Source organism: Paenibacillus uliginis N3/975 (assembly GCF_900177425.1).
Taxonomy (GTDB): Bacteria; Bacillota; Bacilli; order Paenibacillales; family Paenibacillaceae; genus Paenibacillus_AQ; species Paenibacillus_AQ uliginis.
This window is the reverse complement of record NZ_LT840184.1, coordinates 333,117-354,035: the sequence shown is the minus strand read 5'-3', so window position 1 is coordinate 354,035 and position 20,919 is coordinate 333,117. Positions and strand designations below refer to the sequence as shown.

Genomic DNA, 20,919 nt, shown 5'->3' with positions numbered 1-20,919 from the left:
ATTAAGCATCCACTCTGGCCATCACTTGACCTGAGAGGCTTTGCATTTTTTGCTGTGCATCTTCAAGAGATTGGCCCCGGACCGCAAAATACACTTTAATCTTCGGTTCCGTTCCAGATGGACGCAGGCAGAACCACGAACCGTCTGCAAGCATGTATTTAAGCACGTTCTCCTTCGGCAGCCCATTTAGGCCTTGCGCGTAATCTAGCACGGTCTCAATCGCAACACCGCCTACTTGCTCTGGAGGAGCACTCCGCCAATCACTCATAATGCCCTGGATTTGAGCAATCCCGTCCTTGCCTTTCAGTGTGCGGGATTCCAGGTTCTCCAAGAAGTATCCGAACTGATCATACAGCTCTTCCAGCACATTATAGAGCGTTTTGCCTTGCCCTTTGTAATAAGCAGCAGCCTCACAGATTAACATAGAGGCAAGAACCGCGTCCTTATCGCGTGCATAAGTGCCTGCCAGATAACCGTAGCTTTCCTCATATCCAAACAAAAATGTATGCTGACCGGTCTTTTGGAACTGAGTCATCTTTTCACCGATATATTTGAAGCCCGTCAGAGTATTCAGCACGGTTGCTCCGTAAAACTGGGCAATCGTTGCCCCCATCTCGCTAGTTACAATCGTTTTGACAACGGCTGCATTATCCGGCAGCTTGCCTGCTTCCTTCAGCTGACTCAGCAGATAGTGGATCATAATCGCACCGGACTGATTTCCGGTCAATACCACGTATTCACCTTGGCTGTTCTTCACAACAGCGCCCATACGGTCGGCATCCGGATCTGTTCCGATCAGGATATCCGCTCCGACTTCCTCACCAAGCTTCATCGCCATGGTGAACGCTTCGCGTTCCTCAGGATTCGGCGACTTCACAGTTGAAAAATCAGCGTCCGGCTGTTCCTGCTCTGGAACAACAAACACATTCTTAAAGCCAATGTGCTCCAGCACCTTGCGGACCGGCATGTTCCCTGCACCATGCAGCGGGGTATAAACTATCTTGATATCCTGACCTAGTGTGGAGGAGATCGCGTCACGGTTCACGCTAATATCTGCTACCGTATCGATAAAAGCTTGGTCCTCCTCGTCTCCGAGCCACACCAACAGCCCCTCTGCCTCCGCTTGCTCCTGGGTCATCTTCTTCACCGCAGCAAAAGAATCTACTTCCTGTATATGAGAAATAACTACCTCTGCCTCATGGGGTACTAATTGGCCTCCCTCAGAATTATACACCTTATAACCATTGTACTCTGGCGGGTTATGACTTGCCGTGATGACAATACCACCGGTCGCACCCAGATGGCGAACGCTGTACGACAGCTGCGGAGTGGAACGCAGTGACGGATACAGCTTCGCGATGATTCCGTTACCAGCAAGCACCAATGCCGCTTCGAGTGAAAATTCCGGAGAGAAATGACGGGAGTCATGGGCAATAACAACCGAAGGCTTGCCTTCCGCTGCGCCATGAACCTCCAAGATATATCGAGCTAACCCTTGAGTAGCACGGCCTACCGTATACTTATTGATCCGGTTACTGCCCGGGCCGATAATGCCCCGAAGACCTCCGGTACCAAACTCCAAATCACGATAAAAACGTTCTTCCAGCTCCTGGGGATCATTTTCAAAGGTGCGTAGCTCCTGTTTTGTCTCTTCGTCCACATATGGATCGTTTAGCCAGCGCTGAACGGTATCCTTTGTTCTCTGACTCATTTCAGCCATGATTCATCCCTTCCTTATCCAAAGAAAATTGTTAGCGGAGTTTCACTTATGCTTTGTCTTGTAGAGCGAACATAATCTCGCCTTCGGCTACGATGCGGCCATCCACGGTGGCAGTCGCCTTTCCTTTACCGATCATACCTTTGAGACGGGTGATTTCCACTTCAAGGCGCAGTGTGTCTCCAGGTACAACCTGCCCACGGAAACGGAACCCGTCGATGCCTGCGAGGAAACCGAGCTTACCACGGTTGCTCTCTACGCTCAGAATGGCCACAGCCCCTACCTGAGCAAGAGCTTCAACGATCAGCACACCAGGCATCACAGCGTATTCCGGAAAATGACCAACAAAAAAAGGCTCGTTAATTGTAACGTTCTTGATTCCCACGGCACACTTGCCGGCCTCGATCTCCACAATTTTGTCCACGAGCAGGAACGGTGGGCGATGAGGAATAATCTCTTGAATTTGTCCGATGTTCAGCACAAAAAAACTCCTTTCTTATGTACGTACCCGCCAAGCACTCCCTGTGAAAGATGTAAATCGTTCCACAGAGGCCTGCTTCATGCCAAATCATGCATAAAACAAGACGTTTACGGAAAAAACTAAGGATATCTTTCACCACTGCAGAGGTGAAGGTTGAGATAAGGGGCTTTCTCTACAGGTATTCACCTGAGAGGAGGCCCTTTTTTAAGCTATTGATGAAATAGTCCATCCCATTATACCGTCATACTGAAAAAAAAGAAAACTCCCTAAGGGAGTTTCAATTCGTTATTCGTTGTCAAATCCTCGCTCCGATTAAGGAGCAAAGACCAAATCAAAAACATGTTTCCAAGTACTCCACTTGAAGGCTTCACCGATATCCTGTTTGCCTAAAATGACATAACCGAAAACCATTCCACCGGCCAGCGCCAGCAGAAGAAAGATCGGAACCATAATTCTGAGCGCAATTTTCCATCTAGATGTCTTACGCCGTACTGGTTCACTAGCTTCACTCACGCTTCATACCACCTATCCTCGCATAGTGTTGGCAAGGTTCATCATGGTGTCGCTGGAGCTCAGCGCACGTGCAGCCAGCTGATATGCACGCTGGACTTCCATCATTTTCGTCATTTCTTCCGAATAATTCACGTTGGACTGCTCCAAAAAGCCGGATCGAACTTCTGATTTCGGTGGCTGACCAGCATTAGCCGCTGCCTGTTCGAACACCTCCGCCTCCGTCAAGCCGGCGGCAAGCATATACAGGTTCCCATCCATCTGTACCAGTCCTTCCGGACGCTGCAGTTCAGCGAGTTTCAGCACTCCGGTAACAGACCTTCCTGCAGGGGTTTCGACCAGAACCTGTCCTGCTGCATCTACAGCAACTTTACCGTTCTCGGGAATGAGGATCGGGTTGTTATCTTGGTTCAGAACCTTATAGCCCTGGTTGTTTACCAGATTCACGAAGCCCGGATTTTGCGGGTCAGGCGATACATGAAAACCGCCTTCACGGGTATACGCGACACCGCCGTTACCTTCCACCGCAAACATCGCATTGCCCTCAATCGCAAGATCAAGCGGGTTCCCCGTTTCCTTATGAGAACCTGGATCCGTATTCTCAACGATCGACGCAAGTCTCATGCCGTAACCCATGTTGAATCCCGGAGGTGTAGCTCTTCCATCCAAAGTGAAATCTTTATGATGTCCCTGCACCTGAGTCAGCACATCTTCAAAAGATGAATCCTTGCTCTTATAACCAACTGTATCTACATTCGCGATATTATCAGCAATCACATCCAGCCGCTGTTGAATCGCGTTCATGGACACCATGGCACTAATCATGGAGTTATTCATACGTTAACCTCCTGTGGAGTAGACATTAGCTCTATAGACAGATACTTTATCAGACTCTGCCGATCTCATTAACAGCCTTTTCGAGAGACTTATCATAAAATTGAACGACCTTCTGGTTCGTCTCATACGCACGGAGTGCTGCGGTCAGTTCGACCATCGATTGCGAAGGGTCCACATTGGACGCTTCGATAAAGCCCTGACGAACGATCGCATTATCACCTGCGGCGAGAAAACGTGTACCGTCTTCATCCGTGCTGTTGAGGCGAAAAACGCCATTGCCTTCCCGAACAAGTTCATGAGGCTTGTCTACCACACTAATCCCCAACGTAACGCCAGTAGGATTACCGGCTTCATCCACGATTTGCCCTTGCTCATTCACTGTAAAGTTACCAGCTTGGCCTGTCAATACAATTGGCGTGTTATTGGCATCCAATACTTGGTATCCGGTGGATGTCAGTAGATTCCCATCCTGGCTCACATGAAATTGTCCGTTTCTTGTGTACCTTACTTCCTCATTCTCATCCTGTACTGTGAAAAAAGCTTGCGGACGGTAAATTACTTCACCATTCCCATCAATATATTTGCCCGAAGCGTCAAAACTCATGTTCTCCCCGGTTCCCGGATCAACGAGCCCCAGCTCGGAAACGATGGCGAAATCGGAAGTTTTCCCGGTTTCACGGAGAGCTCCCTGTTTATGCAGCGACAAACTCTCTTCCGCAAACACAGCTGTGCTCAACTTACCTAGTGTGCGGTGCTCGTTTCCTGGCTCACCGCCGATCATGGACACGAGCACTTCAGGGAACGAGCGCTGAACGCTGTCCGTCTGCTTGTACCCTGTCGTATTAACGTTAACGATATTTTGCGTTATGGTGTCATGACGCCGCTGTTGTGTAATCATACCTGCAGCTGCGTTATAAAGTCCTCTTAACATGAAGGCACTTCCCTTCTCATGGACCGATAAAAAGCTCCATTAAAATTCATTTACTCCCTATTTATATCGGAAGATTAGAATCTTTTCTTAACCACTTTATCCAAATTGTCCAACATAATGCCCGTTCCCTTTACAACGCAATGCATCGGATCTTCAGCAATCAGCACTGGCACGCGCAGCTCCTCCGTCAGAAGCTCGTCCACCCCATGAAGCAATGCACCACCGCCTGTCAATATAACGCCACGATCAATAATGTCAGCTGAAAGCTCTGGCGGTGTCCGCTCAAGAACCGATTTTGCCGCCAAAACGATCGATGAGATTGGATCCCACAACGCTTCCTGCACCTCAGCAGAGGTTACCGTCACCGTAATTGGCAGACCTGAAACCATATCCCGACCGCGGATATCCATCTCCGCCTGACGTCCACCCGGACGGACGGTACCGATGGATATTTTTAAATCTTCAGCTGTGCGTTCTCCGATTAACAATTTATATTTATTCTTAATGTATTTTGTTATGGCCTCGTCGAACTTGTCCCCTGCCATTTTGATGGAAGAAGCAGTCACCACATCGCCCATGGACAGGACGGCCACGTCTGTCGTGCCGCCCCCAATGTCCACGACCATGTTGCCACTAGGCTGGAATATATCCATGCCTGCGCCAATCGCTGCCGCTTTAGGCTCTTCCTCCAGGAACACATCTTTGGCACCGCTGTGTTCTGCCGCTTCCCGGATCGACTTCTGCTCCACAGACGTAATATTCGTCGGTGCGCAAATAAGGATGCGGGGGCGGCTGTACCAGCTGCGGGCGCCTACGCGGTCAATAAAATACTTAAGCATTGCTTCCGTAATTTCAAAATCAGCGATGACCCCATCCCGGAGCGGGCGAATCGCCATAATGTTCCCTGGGGTACGCCCAATCATGCGCCGTGCATCTTCCCCGACGGCAAGGACTCTTTTGTTGTCGCTCTCAATGGTCACTACGGAAGGTTCGTCTAGCACTACCCCCTTCCCTTTGACGTGAATAAGCACGTTTGCTGTCCCGAGATCGATTCCAATATCCTTGCTAAGCATCATGAAAAGCCCCCAAAGTGTTATTTTATGGTACGTGAATGTTGGTTCCGAGCATAACTGCCGAGGATCGACAAATAGCAGCATGGCATGATGCTATTCGGCATAACAAGGTCTCATCATTCGATATGATACCATCTTTTAACATATCATACTTCAGGGGAGGGATTCAACGTCAATCTAGCGACCTAAGCCCTATAGTTAGGATTTCGCTGTTGCAACAGGCTCACGACTGCCGCTGGTCGTCTTCTTGTATTTAATCTTGGTGGCTTCGCCGCCTCTAAGGTGGCGGATCGACTTATGGTACTCGAGAATATGCTTAACCTGATCCGCTAAGTCCGGGTTAATCTCCGGCAGACGTTCGGTTAAGTCCTTATGCACCGTGCTTTTCGACACGCCAAATTCTTTGGCAATCGTCCGGACCGTATGCCTCGTTTCCACGATACAGCGTCCGATCTTAATGGTCCGCTCTTTGATGTAATCGTGCACGCTCCCGCCTCCCTACTGTGTGGATAGTTTGGTACATTATATGAGTGGCATGGCGGGATATTCGCGGTTTCACGGGGTGACAAGCTCCATCGGTCCCATTTATTTTAGGGACATGCTGACCTGACTGAGCGCTTTGCTCCATTTTATCGGGTATCTGTCAGGGTGTCCGGTGCTTACAAAGCCTTGAGGACAAAGAAAAAAGGCAGGAAATTCATCCTGCCTTTCATGCGCGGTGGGCGCTGTGTATCATCTGAAAAATTTAATTTTTCGGAAGAAGCTCCATCGGGTTGACCAGGTTTTCACCATCATACACTTCAAAGTGTACGTGGTTACCAAGATCTTTTTCAAACTCGCTGTGTCCCGCAGAAGCAATCGTCTCGCCCTGCTTCACTTCTTTACCCTGCTCCACCTTCACACCGCTCAAGCTTTGATACACGGTCTTCAGCTCTCCAGGATGGGTGATTTCCACCACAGTTCCATTCACAGGATGATCTTCCACACGGGTTACTTTGCCATCCAGCGCTGCGGTTACATCAAATGTCTTGTCATCTTTACGGGCCAGGTCAATACCCAAGTTCGGCGTAAAGGTATCGTTGTACTGTACCATGGCTTCCTGATGCTGCTCAGTCGGAGCTTTCGCATCATAAAACGGCTTTACAACAGTAGCTTCTGCGCCATCGGCTGTCGGCCAGATCATGCTCTGGGAATTGGCGATGACTTCTACGACTTCCTCTTTTTTACCACCCGTTGCAGTCTTGGTATCGATACCCTTCTCGGCTTCCGTTACGGCTGTCTGCTGTTTCAGCGGTTTTTGGCTAGCGTCCTGGTAGACCCACACGAGGGTTAGTATAATTGCCGCTGCTGCCAGATAAGCTGCCGGGAACACCCACCGTTTGGACAACATTCTTTTCCACGAAGACGACGTTACCGCCGGTTCTCCTTGAGCTGTTTTAGGAGCTTCTTCGCGGGGTTGACTATTTTTGTTCTGTTCATTCATTTGCAATCACCTCAGTAATCATTGTTACCGGGGTAAACTCTTTTATACGTGCATCTCTATTATTTTTTTGAAGAGAGAAGTTTTGAAGTTTCGGCAAAAGAAATACCGGTATAGTAGTGTTGCAGAATCTCCTTCGCCTTATAGCCTTCCCTTGCCATTCCTTCTGCGCCGTACTGGCTCATGCCGACACCGTGGCCATAGCCGTAGGAAACGATCTCTACCTCTCCGTCTTTCAAACTCCAGCTGAATTGACTAGAGCGAAGGTCCAATCTCTCTCTTATTTCTCGTCCTGTAAACTTTTTGCCTCCGACTCTCACTTCCTGGATGCGATTCCCTTTCGTGTATGAGATTACTTTCCATAAGCTAGAGCTTCCGCCTGATGTTGATACCGGAATGGCTGTATCCGATAATCCCAGACGCTCAATAAATTCGTCACGAGGCATGCGGACGGTAGATTTATATTTGGGAGAGATTTGTTTGTCCCATGGACTCTCCACACTTCGCAGGTACGGAATCTCGTTCTTCCAATAATCCTCTGAATTTTCCGTATAGCCATTGCTGGTCGAGAAAAAAGAAGCCGTGATCGGCTTGCCCTTGTACGTCATCACAATCCCTTTCGTTTCCTTCACAGCCTGGCGCAGCTTAGCCAGCTCACCTTCTTTGCCAAGAGCCGCCCATTCCTTCTCCAGCTTCTCCTTCGATATGTAAGCCTGATGGCTGACCGTATCGGTTACATCACTCTTGTTGTCCGGCACATCGCTCTTGTTGCCGGACTTAAGTCGCTGCACGATGAATGTCCGTGCGGCGATGGCCTGGGCCTTGAGTGCCTCCAGCTGGAATTCCGCCGGCATTTCGGCGGCTACGACGCCGACAATGTAGGTTTCCAACGGGAGGGTCTCCACGGTGTCCGTCTTCGTTAAGTAGACGGACACCGTGGGTTCTTCCGCCTCCTGCGGAGCGGCGGAAGAGGCGGGCGCCGGCCCGGGCGCGGGCGGTGCGGGCTTGTGGTCGCCTGGAGCGACCACAAGCAGCGGCACCGCAAGCGCAAGGGCCAGCAGTCCCGCGGCGGCCCAGACGGCGGGGTGCAGCCGCACCCGCCGGCCGGGGGCCGCAGGGCGCCGCGCGGCGAAGCCGCGGCGCCGGAAGCGTGAGGGCCGCACACGGAACGTGCGGTCCTCACGCGGTGCGCCGCCGCCGGCAGGAGGCGGCGCGGAGCGCTGGCCGCCGTGCGGGGCAGCGCGGTCTCCGCTACGAGGCGGGGGAGCAGGGTCCCCACCGCCAAGCGGAGCAGCGGGGGCTACACCACGAGGCGGAGCACCAGGGTCGCCACCGGCAAGCTGTGCAACAACGCGAAGCAGGGTATCGTGGACTTTATCATTAGTCTGTTCAGCAGCACGATGCGGGGCCACATGCCCCCCACTCCCAGAATGTCCAGCCTCAGAGTTATACGCAGCACTCATTGGCAAACTACCCAATGAAAACTCTCCGGCATCTATGTTGTTATTCAATGAGCCTACTTCCATCCTATCCTTCTTACCGAACCTGTCACCCTGTGTCCTTCCTGTATCTGATCCAGATGTGCCCACCACCTGCAATGGTTCAAGTCGCTCTGTTGATTCTACATAGGATTGATCTACTATTTTTTCCGTCTCTTCAGAAGTCTTTCCTGATGATGATATGCTTTCAGAGCTATCTATATCTTCCGTTCCCTCAACCATCCTCTCAAGCGGTGGAAACTTCCACTCCAGTACAGGTGTTTTTGATCCAGTGACAACATTGAGTCCCTCTTTCCGCCTGTTATTCTGGTTACCCGGTTGACGTTCTTTTTCCGGAGTAACCGGAATTTGTATTCGAACCTTCGAATCTTTCATTCGGCTCTCTCCTTTGTGCAGATTGGAGCACATAAGTTTTCGTCGCCAATTCTATAAGTGCTCCTATTCCTCCAATTGCTAGTACTCATAAGTATGAGAACTTTTCAGTTGATAGAACCCTTTTAAGAGAGAGAAATCCAACAGAATTCAGTGAATGTTGTATAAAACGCAACTTTATCCTGTCCTATAGCGGCGAAGGACGAATTGTTGCATAAAATACAATAATAGAGATAGGAAGAATTGTTGTAGAATCTGCAACAATATCAGTAGGTTCAGGCATCCTGTTCGTTCATTCGGTCAGGCCCCCGAATATTGGACACTTTGTAAAGGAACTTGTAGTGAACGCACTATACCGCGATTTTAAACGCGTTCACTTCATTTTTCTTAAGTTTTTCAGCGAATTCGACAGGCGAGTACCCATACAAGCTCATATGGATTCTTCGATTATTGTAGAAGTCCATGAATCGGTCCAGCACCATAAATGCTTCTTGAAAGTCCGTAAAAATATGGCGCTTAAAACACTCCCGTTCTAAGATGCTGTGAAACGACTCAATGAACGCGTTCTTGTTTGGGCTGCGATTCGGTGTACGTTCATGAATAATAAATTCTTTGTGTGTCTCGAAGAACTTTCCAAATTTGTGACTCTTAAACTGAGGGCCATTATCCGTTCGGATTACTAACTCTTTCTCTTGAGAGAAGATATTTCGTTTGATTAATGCTTTATAAAGCGTATCAACAAGACTTTTTGTAAGGCACTCCTTGCCGCGATACTGCCCCACTACGTTGCGGTCGTATACATCGATAATACTTGCCGTATAGAAGTAACGCTGTAGGCCAGCAATATAGCCGTATTTAACGTCCATCTGCCACAACTGGTTCGGACCGGTTACTTCCATATTGTTAGCTAGACGGCGTGGATAGGCCGCTTTCTGCTCTTTAGGTTTGCCTAGAATATCGAGTTCTTTACAAAGTCGGTATACCTTTTTCTTGTTGATCTTAATAGCGTGCCGTCTACGTAACACAAGAGTGATTTTTCGATATCCGTAAGCAGATTCTTCACCTTCAAGAAGTTTTAAGATTATCTGTTTAATTCGTCCATCACTTACTTTTTTGCCGTTAAACGTGACGGAATAACCTGGCTTTGGGCGCCCAGATTTATTTGATTGTTTTGAATTGGTAGTGGTCTTACGTTGATAATAGTAAGTAGACCGAGGCACATTACACAGCTTCAGGATCTTGCTTACCGGATAACCTTTTAGGATCCATTGCCGGGCCACTTCCATTGGATGTGTGGATGAGTTTTTTTTACAAGGTCTCGGAGGATGGCTATCTCCAGTTCTTTTTCCCCAATTAACTTGGTGGCTTGTTCATACTTTTCTTTCCAATCACCTGTAGTTTGAGGTTGAACTTCAAGTCTGTCCATGTTCTTCTTTCTACTCATCGTCATCTCCACCTCATCTCGATATTGTTTAACCCATTTATATAATGAGTAAGGGGAGAGGCCATGTTTTCGTGCTGTTAGTGCTACATTCCCCCGTTCAAGTGCTTCTTCGACGACCTGTATCCGCAGCTCGTCGAACTTACTATGTTGTACTCTCATAGTGACTGCCTCCAGATAAATTAATTGTATATTATTTATTCTGAAAGTGTCCAAGTTGATTAGGGGGCTTTATAGCATTGTTGTATAACATACAACATTACTTCTCCCATCATGTTTGATCATTACGCGGACCTTAATCATTCGCTAACAGATAGCAGCCCGTTTAGACGTTAAACATATCAGTAAACTTTGGTCATGAACCATTTAAATATTTTTCTTTCATTTAAAACCCTCTGATACAATCCATCGTTTATACCATATAGTATTCCTAACAAGAAACAATGAGTAGCCATCCCTATTGGTTTATGTCTAAGCCAGACGCCGCACTGCGCTCTGGGAGCTTAGCACAGTGATTCCCACCAACTGGATCTTTCTACGCGCACGAAAAAGACCCTGCCATTACGGCAGGGCCCTTCGTATAAAAATCATTGTTCCGTCATACGAAGTTGCAGATTGTTATTACACCCAAGTCGGCTGTACTGTGAACAACTTGCTGTCTTCGGTCTTAGTGGTCTTGGACACTTTTTCGTAATCCTTTTCCTCTGTCGAAATACGCCAGATATCTGCGCCCAACCCGGAGAGCTTCTCAGCCAAATGAACATATCCCCGGTCAATGTGCTGAATACCACTAACCTCAGTCGTTCCTTCCGAAACAAGTCCCGCCAAAATCAGAGCAGCGCCAGCTCGAAGATCCGTTGAGCATACCTTCGCCCCCGTTAAATGGGAACCTCCGGTCACAATGGCCGAACGGCCTTCTACTTTGATTTCAGCATTCATCAGCTGGAATTCATCCACATGCATGAAGCGATTCTCAAACACCGTTTCTGTAACCACGCTTGTGCCTTCAGAAACGAGTAGGAGAGCCATCATCTGTGATTGCATATCTGTAGGGAATCCCGGATATGGTAAGGTCTTAACGTCTACAGCCTTCAGTGGCTTATCCGCAATGACGCGAACTCCGTTTTCATCCGGCTGAATCGTTACGCCCATTTCTTCCATTTTGGAAATCACCGGTCCCAAATGATCCGCAATAGCGCCTTCCACATACACATCACCACCGGTGATTGCGGCAGCAGCCATAAAGGTTCCTGCTTCAATACGATCCGGAATAACATGATGCTTCACACCATGCAGCTTCTCGACACCTTCGATGCGAATGATGCCGGTACCTGCTCCGCGAATAATGGCACCCATGCCATTCAAATAATTAGCCAAATCGACAATTTCCGGCTCTTTCGCCGCATTTTCGATCGTTGTTACGCCTTCTGCCAATGTGGCAGCCATCATAATATTTTCGGTAGCACCTACGCTGGCAACATCCAGATAGACCTTTGCGCCACGAAGCCTCCCATTACTTTTAGCTTCAATATACCCCTGCCCGAGACTGATCTCCGCACCCAGCGCTTCAAAACCTTTTAGATGCTGATCAATCGGTCTTGTACCGATAGCGCATCCGCCCGGAAGTGAAATGCGGGTTTGACCGAAACGTGCCAGAAGTGGTCCCATGACCAAAAAAGAGGCGCGCATCTTCCGCACCCACTCATAAGGTGCTTCACATGTAGTTATGTGCTCTGCATTTACACGTATGACTTCGTCTTGATATGTAACGCCTGCACCAAGCGACTCCAATACTTTGCTAATTGTGATTACATCGTCAAGTGGAGGCGCATCGATAATGACACTTTCTCCTACTTCCCCTAAGAGAGAGGCAGCGATGATCGGAAGAACTGAATTTTTTGCTCCGCTGACTTTGACGCTTCCGGTCAGTCTTTTGCCACCGCGGACGATAAATTTGCTCATCATGGTTTCCCTCCGCGTCCATAATTTTGCTGTAATATAATTCATTGATTAAAGAATTTCCAATTCACTAACTTCCATCTTATCATTGATGCTTTTCGCCCTTCAAGCGATTTTAGGACTAATTTCTGCCATCAGGAAGCTAATACCTCAATTGTTAATGATGTTCCTGATATCTTTATGAGAAACATCCGGGTTATACGCAGTCTGGCTCTGTATAAGTAACCTATGCTGGAAATTATTCTTGGTGACACAGTTCATAAACGGGTGAACGTTATAGTCCGGAAGTCGTAAAGTTCGCCCGGTCAGAATACTTATTTTCAGTGTTGACATAATAAAATGTGTTTATTCGACATCTTACGCTCAGCAACCTAACAGAGACATAACCACTTAAACAATAATTAAAACAAGCGCTAATTCACAGCTTTAAAACATATATCGGATCATTTGGCTCCACATGACATAGTCGATAAAGAATTCGGCTACAAAACGTCCAAGCACCACTGCAAGCAGCAGATGCAGCAACTTGCCCTGTGGGCTTTTGGGATTGCGGATTACCAAATCTAACTTTAAAGTTTGCAATGCCCACCACGCCAGCGCTATACAGACAAGCGAAATGACAATAGATAACAATCCGCTTATGCCAACGGCACCGGTAACAGTGTTCGAAATATCTTGATTCATTGCTCCCTCCTCCATTAATTCGATATATATCATCCTCAAAAAGGACCGACTCTTCTATAATACTTGTCAGAGCGGTAAGAATCCAGTACTTTCTCATACCATTTCCTCGGAAATAAAAAAAATTGATCAGAAGGTCACATAAATGAATTAATTAGCTATTAAGCTATTTTTTAATGACTGTCCACACATTTGTCTTAAAAGATATAAAGCTATTACCCCCAAAAAAAATAGGCAGCCTGCTGTTTATAGCAGACTGCCTTTAATCCTTTAATTTTACCGTCCATTGCCGTCGGATATGTTAATCCGGTTCATTGCCCGTTGAAGAGCCAATTCAGCACGTCGGTGGTCGATTTCATCTTGTCGTCCGCGCACATTCAGGCGGGTTTCAGCACGTTCTTTCGCGGCTTCAGCACGCTCCAGATCGATTTCTCCCGCTCTCTCAGCGCTCTCCGCCAAAATAACAACCTTATCCTTTCGAACTTCCACAAAGCCCCCTTGTACAGCAAAAGGGGTTCTTTCGTTTCCGACCTTCACGAACAAAGGCGCTACCTGAAGTGGAGTTACAAACGGGATGTGTCCTGGCAAAATTCCCAGTTCCCCTTCGACCCCGCGCACCGTAACACTGTTAACCTGCTCGGAATAAACGAGACGGTCCGGTGTTACGATTTCTAACAAAAAGGTGCTCACTTCCATCCCTCCTCACCGTTTTCCGCAGAAAACTCGCGTAGCAGGCGTCGTTCGTAGTTGTACGGACGGCCCGCCGATCACGGAGCGTCAGCTTACATAGTTTTTGCTTTTTCTACTGCTTCTTCGATTGTGCCGACGAACAGGAAAGCAGCTTCCGGAAGATTGTCGTGCTTACCATCCAGAATCTCTTTGAAGCTGCGTATGGTTTCTTTAACAGGCACGTAAGTACCTGGCATCCCGTTAAACGCCTCCGCTACGTGGAACGGTTGGGAAAGGAAACGTTCTATACGACGAGCACGGGAAACGATTGCTTTATCGTCCTCACTCAGCTCATCCATACCTAGGATCGCGATAATATCTTGAAGCTCATTATAGCGGGCAAGAATTTGTTTAACGCCTTGAGCTACATTGTAATGCTCTTCGCCGACAATTTCAGGCGCCAGAATCCGTGAGCTGGAAGCAAGTGGATCCACCGCTGGGTAGATACCCTTCTCGGAAATTTTACGCTCCAGGTTGGTTGTTGCATCCAAGTGAGCAAACGTCGTAGCCGGAGCTGGATCTGTATAGTCATCCGCCGGTACGTAGATTGCTTGAATGGAAGTAACGGAACCTTTTTTCGTAGACGTAATCCGCTCTTGCAGACGACCCATTTCAGATGCCAGCGTTGGCTGGTAACCTACCGCGGAAGGCATCCGGCCAAGGAGGGCGGATACTTCAGAACCTGCTTGAGTGAAACGGAAAATGTTGTCGACAAACAGGAGAACGTCTTTTCCTTCCTGATCACGGAAGTATTCAGCCATGGTCAAACCTGTCAAAGCTACACGAAGACGTGCGCCCGGAGGCTCGTTCATCTGTCCGAACACCATTGCTGTTTTGCTGATAACGCCGGAATCATTCATCTCATGATACAGGTCATTACCTTCACGGGTACGCTCGCCGACACCCGCAAATACGGAAATACCGCCATGCTCTTGAGCAATGTTGTTGATCAGTTCCTGAATCGCAACGGTTTTACCTACACCTGCACCACCGAAAAGGCCGATTTTACCACCTTTTTGATATGGAGCCAGCAAGTCGATAACCTTGATTCCAGTTTCAAGCATTTCTGCTTGTGTGGAGAGCTCGTCATAAGCTGGTGCCTCACGGTGAATCGGGTTGCTAGTCTCAGAAACTACCTCACCTGCATTATCGATAGGCTCACCCAGTACGTTAAATACACGACCAAGGGTAGCGGATCCTACAGGAACTGTAATAGGTGCACCCAAATCTACGGCTTCCAGACCGCGAGTGAGACCGTCTGTCGACGACATCGCGATACAACGAACCAGATTGTCACCCAAATGGTTGGATACTTCCAAAGTCAGATCAATAGAACGGCCGCCTTCCACGGTGCCTTCAATTTTGATGGCGTTAAAGATCTCGGGAAGCTGACCGCGCTGAAATTCAATGTCAACTACAGCGCCTGTAATGCTGACAACGCGTCCTTTGTTCATCTTTTCGTTTTCCCTCCTACCCGCTCGCCTTATATAGCGAACGATCATCGTAAAGCGGCACATCGTGCCGTATATCCGTAACAGTATCTATTAATTATAAAAATTATTGAGCGTCGGCACCGGCCACAATCTCGGAAATTTCCTGTGTAATCGCAGCCTGACGGGCACGGTTATACGTAAGAGTAAGCTCGGAAATCATCTTACTTGCGTTTTTCGTAGCTGCTCCCATTGCTGTCATCTTAGCACCAAGCTCACTTGCTTTTGCATTCAGCATCGCACTGAAAATGAGCGTCTCCGCGTATTTCGGAAGTAAAATCTCCAATACACCTTCTGGTGATGGCTCATATTCGTAGCTCGATACGTTCACTCCGCCCCCAATGTTCTCCATTGGAAGCAATTGATCCACTTCCGGATCCTGAGTCAAAGCATTCACGAAACGGTTGTAGCAAATAAAGAGCTCATCAATCTGACCCAACTCATATTGACGTACTGCCGCGTTCGCGATGGACTTGATGTCCGCGTAAGTAGGACTGTCAGACAATTCTGTCAGCTCTTCCACAACCGGGAGATCACGGCGGCGGAAGTAATCACGGCCCTTACGTCCGATAACGAAGATGGAGTACTCATCCTTAGACTGATGGCGTTCTGCTAGAACAGCCGATACTTTACGCAAAATATTGGAGTTCGACGCACCGGCAAGGCCGCGGTCCGAGGTAATGACCAAGTAACCGGTTTTCTTAACTGGGCGCTTCTCCAGCATTGGATGACTGATCCCTTGGGTTCCAGCCGCGATGCTGCCTACCACTTCTTTCAGCTTTTCCGAGTAAGGAAGGGCGGAAGTTGCCTTCTCTTGCGCTTTTCTAAGCTTGGCAGCGGCAACCATCTCCATTGCTTTGGTGATCTGCTTGGTGTTCTGGATACTCTTGATCTGCCGTTTAATGTCACGTAATCCTCTTGCCATGTTTTCACCACCTCAAAACTTTGGCTAGGCCAAAGTTACTTCGTAAGCATAGACCAAGCTTTGGCAAGGCCAAAGCTAACTTCGAAAGCGTAAACTAAACTTTGGCTAGGCCAAAGTTACTTCGTAAGCACAGACCTGCTTTGGCGAAGCCAAAGCTAACTTCGAAAGCGTAAACTAAACTTTGGCGAGCCAAAGTTATTTCGTAAGCATACCAAACTTCGGCAAAGACAAAGCTAACTTCCTAAGCATTAACCTAGCTTTGGCTAAGCCAAGAACAGCATTCCATATAATGAAAGAGGATACCGGGCATTCATTGCCCGGCTCCCCTCCTATTACTCAGCCGAGGAGCTTACTTCGAAGCCGCAAAGCCTTTTTTAAATTGGTCAATGGTACTCTTCAGTGCGTTCTCGTTATCCGCCACCAAGTCTTTAGTATCGCGGATCGATTGCAGAATTTCTGGGCTGTTGCTATTAACAAACGCCAAGAATTCTTTCTCGAAACGGCGAACATCAATAACCTCAATATCATCGAGGTAACCCTTAACAGCAGTATATAAACTCACAACCTGCTGTTCAACGGACAGCGGTTGGTTTACGCCCTGTTTCAAAATTTCCATCAACTTGGAACCACGGTTCAGACGAGCCAATGTGGATTTATCCAGGTCGGAACCGAACTGGGAGAATGCTTGAAGTTCACGGTATTGGGCCAGGTCGAGTTTCATACCGCCGGCAACCTTCTTCATAGCTTTAATCTGTGCAGATCCACCGACACGGGATACGGAAATACCCACGTTGATCGCCGGACGCTGACCTGAGTAGAACAATTCGGACTCCAGGAAGATCTGTCCGTCTGTAATCGAGATTACGTTCGTAGGAATATACGCGGATACGTCGGAAGCTTGTGTTTCAATAAATGGCAGAGCGGTTAATGAACCACCACCGAGCTCATCACTAAGTTTCGCAGCGCGTTCCAGCAAACGGGAATGCAGATAGAACACGTCACCCGGATAAGCTTCTCGACCCGGAGGACGGCGAAGGAGCAAGGACAATTCGCGGTATGCCGCTGCTTGCTTCGACAAGTCATCATAGATAATCAGAGCGTGCTCACCTTTATACATGAAGTACTCACCCATTGCGCAACCCGCATAAGGAGCGATATATTGCAACGGAGCTGGCTCAGAAGCCGAAGCAGTTACAATGATTGTGTACTCCAAAGCACCGTGACGGCGCAATGTTTCAACAACTTGTGCAACCGTGGACTGTTTTTGCCCGATAGCTACATAAATACATTTCACGCCATTGCCTTTTTGGTTCAAAATCGTGTCAATAGCAATGGTTGTCTTACCTGTCTGACGGTCACCGATGATCAACTCACGCTGTCCGCGGCCGATTGGAACCATTGCGTCAATAGCTTTGATACCTGTTTGCATCGGCTCATGTACAGATTTACGGTCGATAACACCTGGTGCGTTACTCTCAACTGGACGGAATTCAGTAGCCGCAATCGGGCCTTTACCGTCAAGTGGTTGACCCAGCGGGTTCACAACGCGGCCGAGCAAAGCTTCGCCAACAGGAACCTGCATAATGCGGCCTGTACGTTTAACCTGGTCGCCTTCTTTAATCTCGGTATATGGGCCCAAGATAACAACACCGACGTTGCTCTCCTCAAGGTTGAGCGCCAAACCTACGACCCCGTTCGGGAATTCTAGCAATTCCCCGGACATAGCGTTCTCCAGGCCGTATACGCGAGCAATACCGTCACTTACTTGAATAACCGTACCTACTTCAGAGACAGTAATGTCGGATTTATATTCTTCAATCTGACTTTTAATTAAAGTACTAATTTCTTCAGGTCTGATACTCAACGTTTTCACCCCTATCTACTATGCTTGTCTGTTAAAAGACTTTTCAAGACGTTCCAGCTTGCCTGACAAGCTGCCATCATACAGCTTGTCACCGATGACGACCTTCAGGCCGCCCAGCAAACTCTCGTCAACGACATTGGTCACGCGGATTTTTTGCTGTGCCATCTGTCCGAATTCTGCAGCCACTTGCTCCTTCTCCTGATCACTCAGAGGGTATGTGGAGTATACTGCGGCATCGGCCATTCCGAGGCTAGCTCCCTGAATTTTCACATAGCTGTTCAGCAGTTCAGCGAACAGATCTGTGCGTCCCTTTTCCAGAAGCAGCTCAATTGTGTTCAGAACAGGCTTCGATATTTTTCCTGCGAGTGCCTTGTTCAAGGCATTCATCTTAACCGAACGGGGAATATTGGGGGTGGAGATGAATTTCTGTATGTCAGCGTCTCCTTCGATAGCCGATACAACTACTCTCAATTCCTGTTCCACTTCCAGACCCTTCTGCTGCTGAGCCGCTACTTCGAACAGCGCCCGCGCATACCGCTTGGCTGCTACCGTTTCTTGGCTCATGGTCTGCCTCCTACCTCTTTAAGGTATTGATCCACCAATTCTTCCTGTACGTTATCGTTCTTCACTTCCCGCTCAAGCAGTTTAGAAGCGATCTTAACAGATACACTGCCCAGCTCCTCGCGAAGTGCAGCAACCGCCTTGTTCTTCTCACTTTCAATGTCGCGCACAGCTTCTGATTTGATACGGTTCGCTTCTTCGTTAGCGAGTTCCAGGATCTGTTCAGCCTGTTTGTTGCCAGTTTGCTTAGAACGTTCGATGATTTCATGCGCATCTTGACGAGCTTGCTCAAGCGCCTGCTTCTGTTGTTCAACATAAGTAATTGCTTGCTCCCGGGTCTGGGTAGCTTCATTCATTTGGCTCATGACTAATTCACGACGCTTCTCCATAATGGCGAACAGCTTGTTGAACGCATACTTGTGAAGCAGAAAATATAGAATACCAAATGCTAGAATTGTGATTACAATATTCTCCCATAATACTGTCATTGAAGTCACTCCTTTCCACTATTGCGAAGTGCAGTTCTTAACAAAACGAAGGCGCGGATGGCATCGGCCCTCCCCGCCAAACCGTTGTAATGTTATTAAGAAAACATGATCAAGAAAGCGATAACGGTAGCAGCGAGTGGTACTACCTCGACGATACCAACACCGATAAACATCGTTGTTTGCAATGGTCCGCGTGCTTCTGGCTGACGAGCGATGGATTCTACTGTTCTACTTACGATCATACCGTTACCAAGACCTGCGCCCAATGCGCCCAAACCTACTGCAATAGCTGCTGCCAAATATTCCATTATTAAATATCCTCCTTAAAATTGGTTCAAATTTGTAGTAATATAATATATCTCTGCTGAAATTCTTCGCTATACGCGCCTGAATTTCTTAGGAGTTTATTAATGCGCTTCTTCTTCGTGAATCGTTGTTTGTGCGATGTATACCATAGTCAAGATGGTAAAGATAAAGGCTTGCAATGCACCAATGAATATACTGAAGCCTTGCCATACTGCCATGAACGGAATTCCTAAGAATCCCATCTTCAGAATAACCGTAATCAATACCTCACCAGCAAAAATGTTAGCGAACAAACGAATGGCCAGTGCGACCGGCTTCGCCAGGTTCTCAATAATGTTCAGTGGCAGGAATACAGGGTACGGCTCAATGTAATGCTTCAGATAGTGCTTGCGATTCAACTTCAGACCCAAGTAGTTCATGAGTAGGAAGACGATAAGAGCCAGTCCCGCGGTAACCGATACGTCTGCTGTTGGCGACTTCCACCACAATACATGTGCAAAGTGACCAGCCTCAAGCCCGATTGTAGCTAAAATCGGTTTACCGAAAACTTCGAAATCCGCCGGTAAATCGGTGATTACAGAAAACGGCAATCCCAACAGGTTAGCTACAAAGATGAATAATATTAGGGTCAACCCAAGCGATATGTATGGTTTGCCCTTTTTCAGATCCATGGCACTCGATACGATACCTTGTACAAATTCAACGACCCATTCCATAAAATTTTGAAGCTTGGAAGGGTTTTCTACGGATAGATTTCGAACTGATAACCGTGCCAGTACAAATACAATAATCCCGGTTACCAAAAGCATTAGCACGGCCGACAGATCTAGATTAAATCCGCCAAGTTTAATAATTGGTGATTCATGCATTTAATTGTTTTCACCCCTTTCCAATTAGCGCTAATCAATTCTTGTTTCGCAAGCTAACAATAATGCTGACTGGAATGGTCAACAGCTGGGGGATGAACAGTCCGGCAATGGTTGCACCGAGCGATACTTGCTCGAGCTTCGCCGCAATCATCACAATCAGAAACGCGATGCAAAGTCTTGTGACAAATCCAAAGCTGAACCGTTTACGTTCCTGGCTAATTGCCAAGTCAGCCAACTGCCGCACTTTAAAGGAAAGAAAGCGAACATTGATCAAGCCGCCTACCAAACCCAATATAAGTCCTACAAAAATCGGGCGATAGTCGACATATAAAGCCCATCCCATGAAGAAGACGGACAATAAGAGCAGTGTCACTCTCGTTACAGCGTTCACAATGGATGTCGTCAAATCATTCACTTTGCGCCCCCAAAAACTTTTTAATGAGAAGAGCAATATTCAAAATCCCTACAAAGAGCCCTGTAACGGTTCCAATCGCAAGCCAGTATCTGGGCCCGTCCAGCATTTCAGCCAGCCACTTCCCTCCAAAAAAACCGATAAGGATGTAAACTGCCAGCAAACCACCGGCACCACTAATATAAAGTGCAATCAACCAAGGGTGTTCTTGACTATTCGGATTTTTCATATAAACCTCTAATCCCAACTCATTTTACTGAATATAACAAGGCTTTGTCAATCAATCGACAACTC

General features: G+C 47.8%; 23 protein-coding genes. All 23 read right to left on the bottom strand.

The features are described 5' to 3' along the window. Position 1: 1 nt before the first annotated feature. A complete protein-coding gene (locus B9N86_RS01595) occupies positions 2-1,720 on the bottom strand; it encodes a phospho-sugar mutase (protein WP_208917470.1) in 1,719 nt (572 codons plus the stop codon). 46 nt (positions 1,721-1,766) lie between these two features. Continuing rightward, complete coding sequence (gene fabZ, locus B9N86_RS01590) at positions 1,767-2,198, bottom strand: 3-hydroxyacyl-ACP dehydratase FabZ (protein WP_208917469.1); 432 nt, start codon at positions 2,196-2,198, stop codon at positions 1,767-1,769. Between the two features lie 312 nt (positions 2,199-2,510). Further along, a complete protein-coding gene (locus B9N86_RS01585; protein ID WP_244562923.1) occupies positions 2,511-2,711 on the bottom strand; it encodes a DNA-directed RNA polymerase subunit beta in 201 nt (66 codons plus the stop codon). A 12-nt stretch (positions 2,712-2,723) separates the two neighbouring features. Further along, entirely contained in the window at positions 2,724-3,545 is an 822-nt protein-coding gene (locus B9N86_RS01580; protein ID WP_208917468.1) for a flagellar hook-basal body protein, read from the bottom strand. A gap of 49 nt (positions 3,546-3,594) precedes the next feature. Next, positions 3,595-4,476 carry a flagellar hook-basal body protein gene (locus tag B9N86_RS01575; protein WP_208917467.1) on the bottom strand — a complete coding sequence of 294 codons (882 nt, stop codon included), beginning with the start codon at positions 4,474-4,476 and terminating at the stop codon, positions 3,595-3,597. Positions 4,477-4,550: 74 nt separating this feature from the next. Beyond that, on the bottom strand, positions 4,551-5,549 hold the full coding sequence (mreB, locus tag B9N86_RS01570; protein WP_208920039.1) for a rod shape-determining protein: 999 nt from the start codon (positions 5,547-5,549) through the stop codon (positions 4,551-4,553). Positions 5,550-5,747: 198 nt separating this feature from the next. After that, a complete protein-coding gene (gene spoIIID / locus B9N86_RS01565) occupies positions 5,748-6,035 on the bottom strand; it encodes a sporulation transcriptional regulator SpoIIID (protein ID WP_208917466.1) in 288 nt (95 codons plus the stop codon). 259 nt (positions 6,036-6,294) lie between these two features. Beyond that, positions 6,295-7,032: a M23 family metallopeptidase gene (locus B9N86_RS01560; protein ID WP_208917465.1), complete on the bottom strand. Its 738-nt coding sequence runs from the start codon at positions 7,030-7,032 to the stop codon at positions 6,295-6,297. A gap of 59 nt (positions 7,033-7,091) precedes the next feature. After that, on the bottom strand, positions 7,092-8,903 hold the full coding sequence (spoIID, locus tag B9N86_RS01555; RefSeq protein WP_244562922.1) for a stage II sporulation protein D: 1,812 nt from the start codon (positions 8,901-8,903) through the stop codon (positions 7,092-7,094). A gap of 347 nt (positions 8,904-9,250) precedes the next feature. Next, complete coding sequence (locus B9N86_RS01550) at positions 9,251-10,180, bottom strand: IS3 family transposase (protein WP_208915516.1); 930 nt, start codon at positions 10,178-10,180, stop codon at positions 9,251-9,253. Further along, the gene (locus tag B9N86_RS01545; RefSeq protein ID WP_208915517.1) at positions 10,159-10,503 is read right to left on the bottom strand and encodes a transposase; all 345 of its coding nucleotides are present in this window, start codon (positions 10,501-10,503) and stop codon (positions 10,159-10,161) included. Before B9N86_RS01545 ends, B9N86_RS01550 begins: the two co-directional genes overlap by 22 nt. A 459-nt stretch (positions 10,504-10,962) precedes the next feature. Then, entirely contained in the window at positions 10,963-12,303 is a 1,341-nt protein-coding gene (gene murA / locus B9N86_RS01540; RefSeq protein ID WP_208920037.1) for a UDP-N-acetylglucosamine 1-carboxyvinyltransferase, read from the bottom strand. 423 nt (positions 12,304-12,726) lie between these two features. Further along, positions 12,727-12,984: a DUF1146 family protein gene (locus B9N86_RS01535; protein ID WP_208917464.1), complete on the bottom strand. Its 258-nt coding sequence runs from the start codon at positions 12,982-12,984 to the stop codon at positions 12,727-12,729. A gap of 273 nt (positions 12,985-13,257) precedes the next feature. Next, positions 13,258-13,671: a F0F1 ATP synthase subunit epsilon gene (locus B9N86_RS01530; RefSeq protein WP_208917463.1), complete on the bottom strand. Its 414-nt coding sequence runs from the start codon at positions 13,669-13,671 to the stop codon at positions 13,258-13,260. Between the two features lie 92 nt (positions 13,672-13,763). Beyond that, positions 13,764-15,164 carry a F0F1 ATP synthase subunit beta gene (atpD, locus tag B9N86_RS01525; RefSeq protein WP_208917462.1) on the bottom strand — a complete coding sequence of 467 codons (1,401 nt, stop codon included), beginning with the start codon at positions 15,162-15,164 and terminating at the stop codon, positions 13,764-13,766. Between the two features lie 103 nt (positions 15,165-15,267). After that, positions 15,268-16,125, bottom strand: a complete 858-nt coding sequence (gene atpG, locus B9N86_RS01520; RefSeq protein WP_208917461.1) for an ATP synthase F1 subunit gamma — start codon at positions 16,123-16,125, stop codon at positions 15,268-15,270. Between the two features lie 349 nt (positions 16,126-16,474). Further along, positions 16,475-17,989, bottom strand: coding sequence for a F0F1 ATP synthase subunit alpha (atpA, locus tag B9N86_RS01515; protein ID WP_208917460.1), 1,515 nt, complete (start codon positions 17,987-17,989; stop codon positions 16,475-16,477). A gap of 18 nt (positions 17,990-18,007) precedes the next feature. Beyond that, on the bottom strand, positions 18,008-18,553 hold the full coding sequence (locus tag B9N86_RS01510) for a F0F1 ATP synthase subunit delta (RefSeq protein ID WP_208917459.1): 546 nt from the start codon (positions 18,551-18,553) through the stop codon (positions 18,008-18,010). Next, positions 18,550-19,038, bottom strand: a complete 489-nt coding sequence (atpF, locus tag B9N86_RS01505) for a F0F1 ATP synthase subunit B (protein WP_208917458.1) — start codon at positions 19,036-19,038, stop codon at positions 18,550-18,552. The genes B9N86_RS01510 and atpF overlap by 4 nt, the downstream gene beginning before the upstream one ends. 95 nt (positions 19,039-19,133) lie before the next feature. Then, the gene (gene atpE, locus B9N86_RS01500) at positions 19,134-19,346 is read right to left on the bottom strand and encodes a F0F1 ATP synthase subunit C (RefSeq protein WP_208917457.1); all 213 of its coding nucleotides are present in this window, start codon (positions 19,344-19,346) and stop codon (positions 19,134-19,136) included. A gap of 99 nt (positions 19,347-19,445) precedes the next feature. Further along, entirely contained in the window at positions 19,446-20,213 is a 768-nt protein-coding gene (atpB, locus tag B9N86_RS01495; RefSeq protein WP_208917456.1) for a F0F1 ATP synthase subunit A, read from the bottom strand. Between the two features lie 34 nt (positions 20,214-20,247). Next, entirely contained in the window at positions 20,248-20,628 is a 381-nt protein-coding gene (locus tag B9N86_RS01490) for an ATP synthase subunit I (RefSeq protein ID WP_208917455.1), read from the bottom strand. Continuing rightward, on the bottom strand, positions 20,621-20,854 hold the full coding sequence (locus tag B9N86_RS01485) for an AtpZ/AtpI family protein (protein WP_208917454.1): 234 nt from the start codon (positions 20,852-20,854) through the stop codon (positions 20,621-20,623). The genes B9N86_RS01490 and B9N86_RS01485 overlap by 8 nt, the downstream gene beginning before the upstream one ends. Positions 20,855-20,919 lie beyond the last annotated feature (65 nt).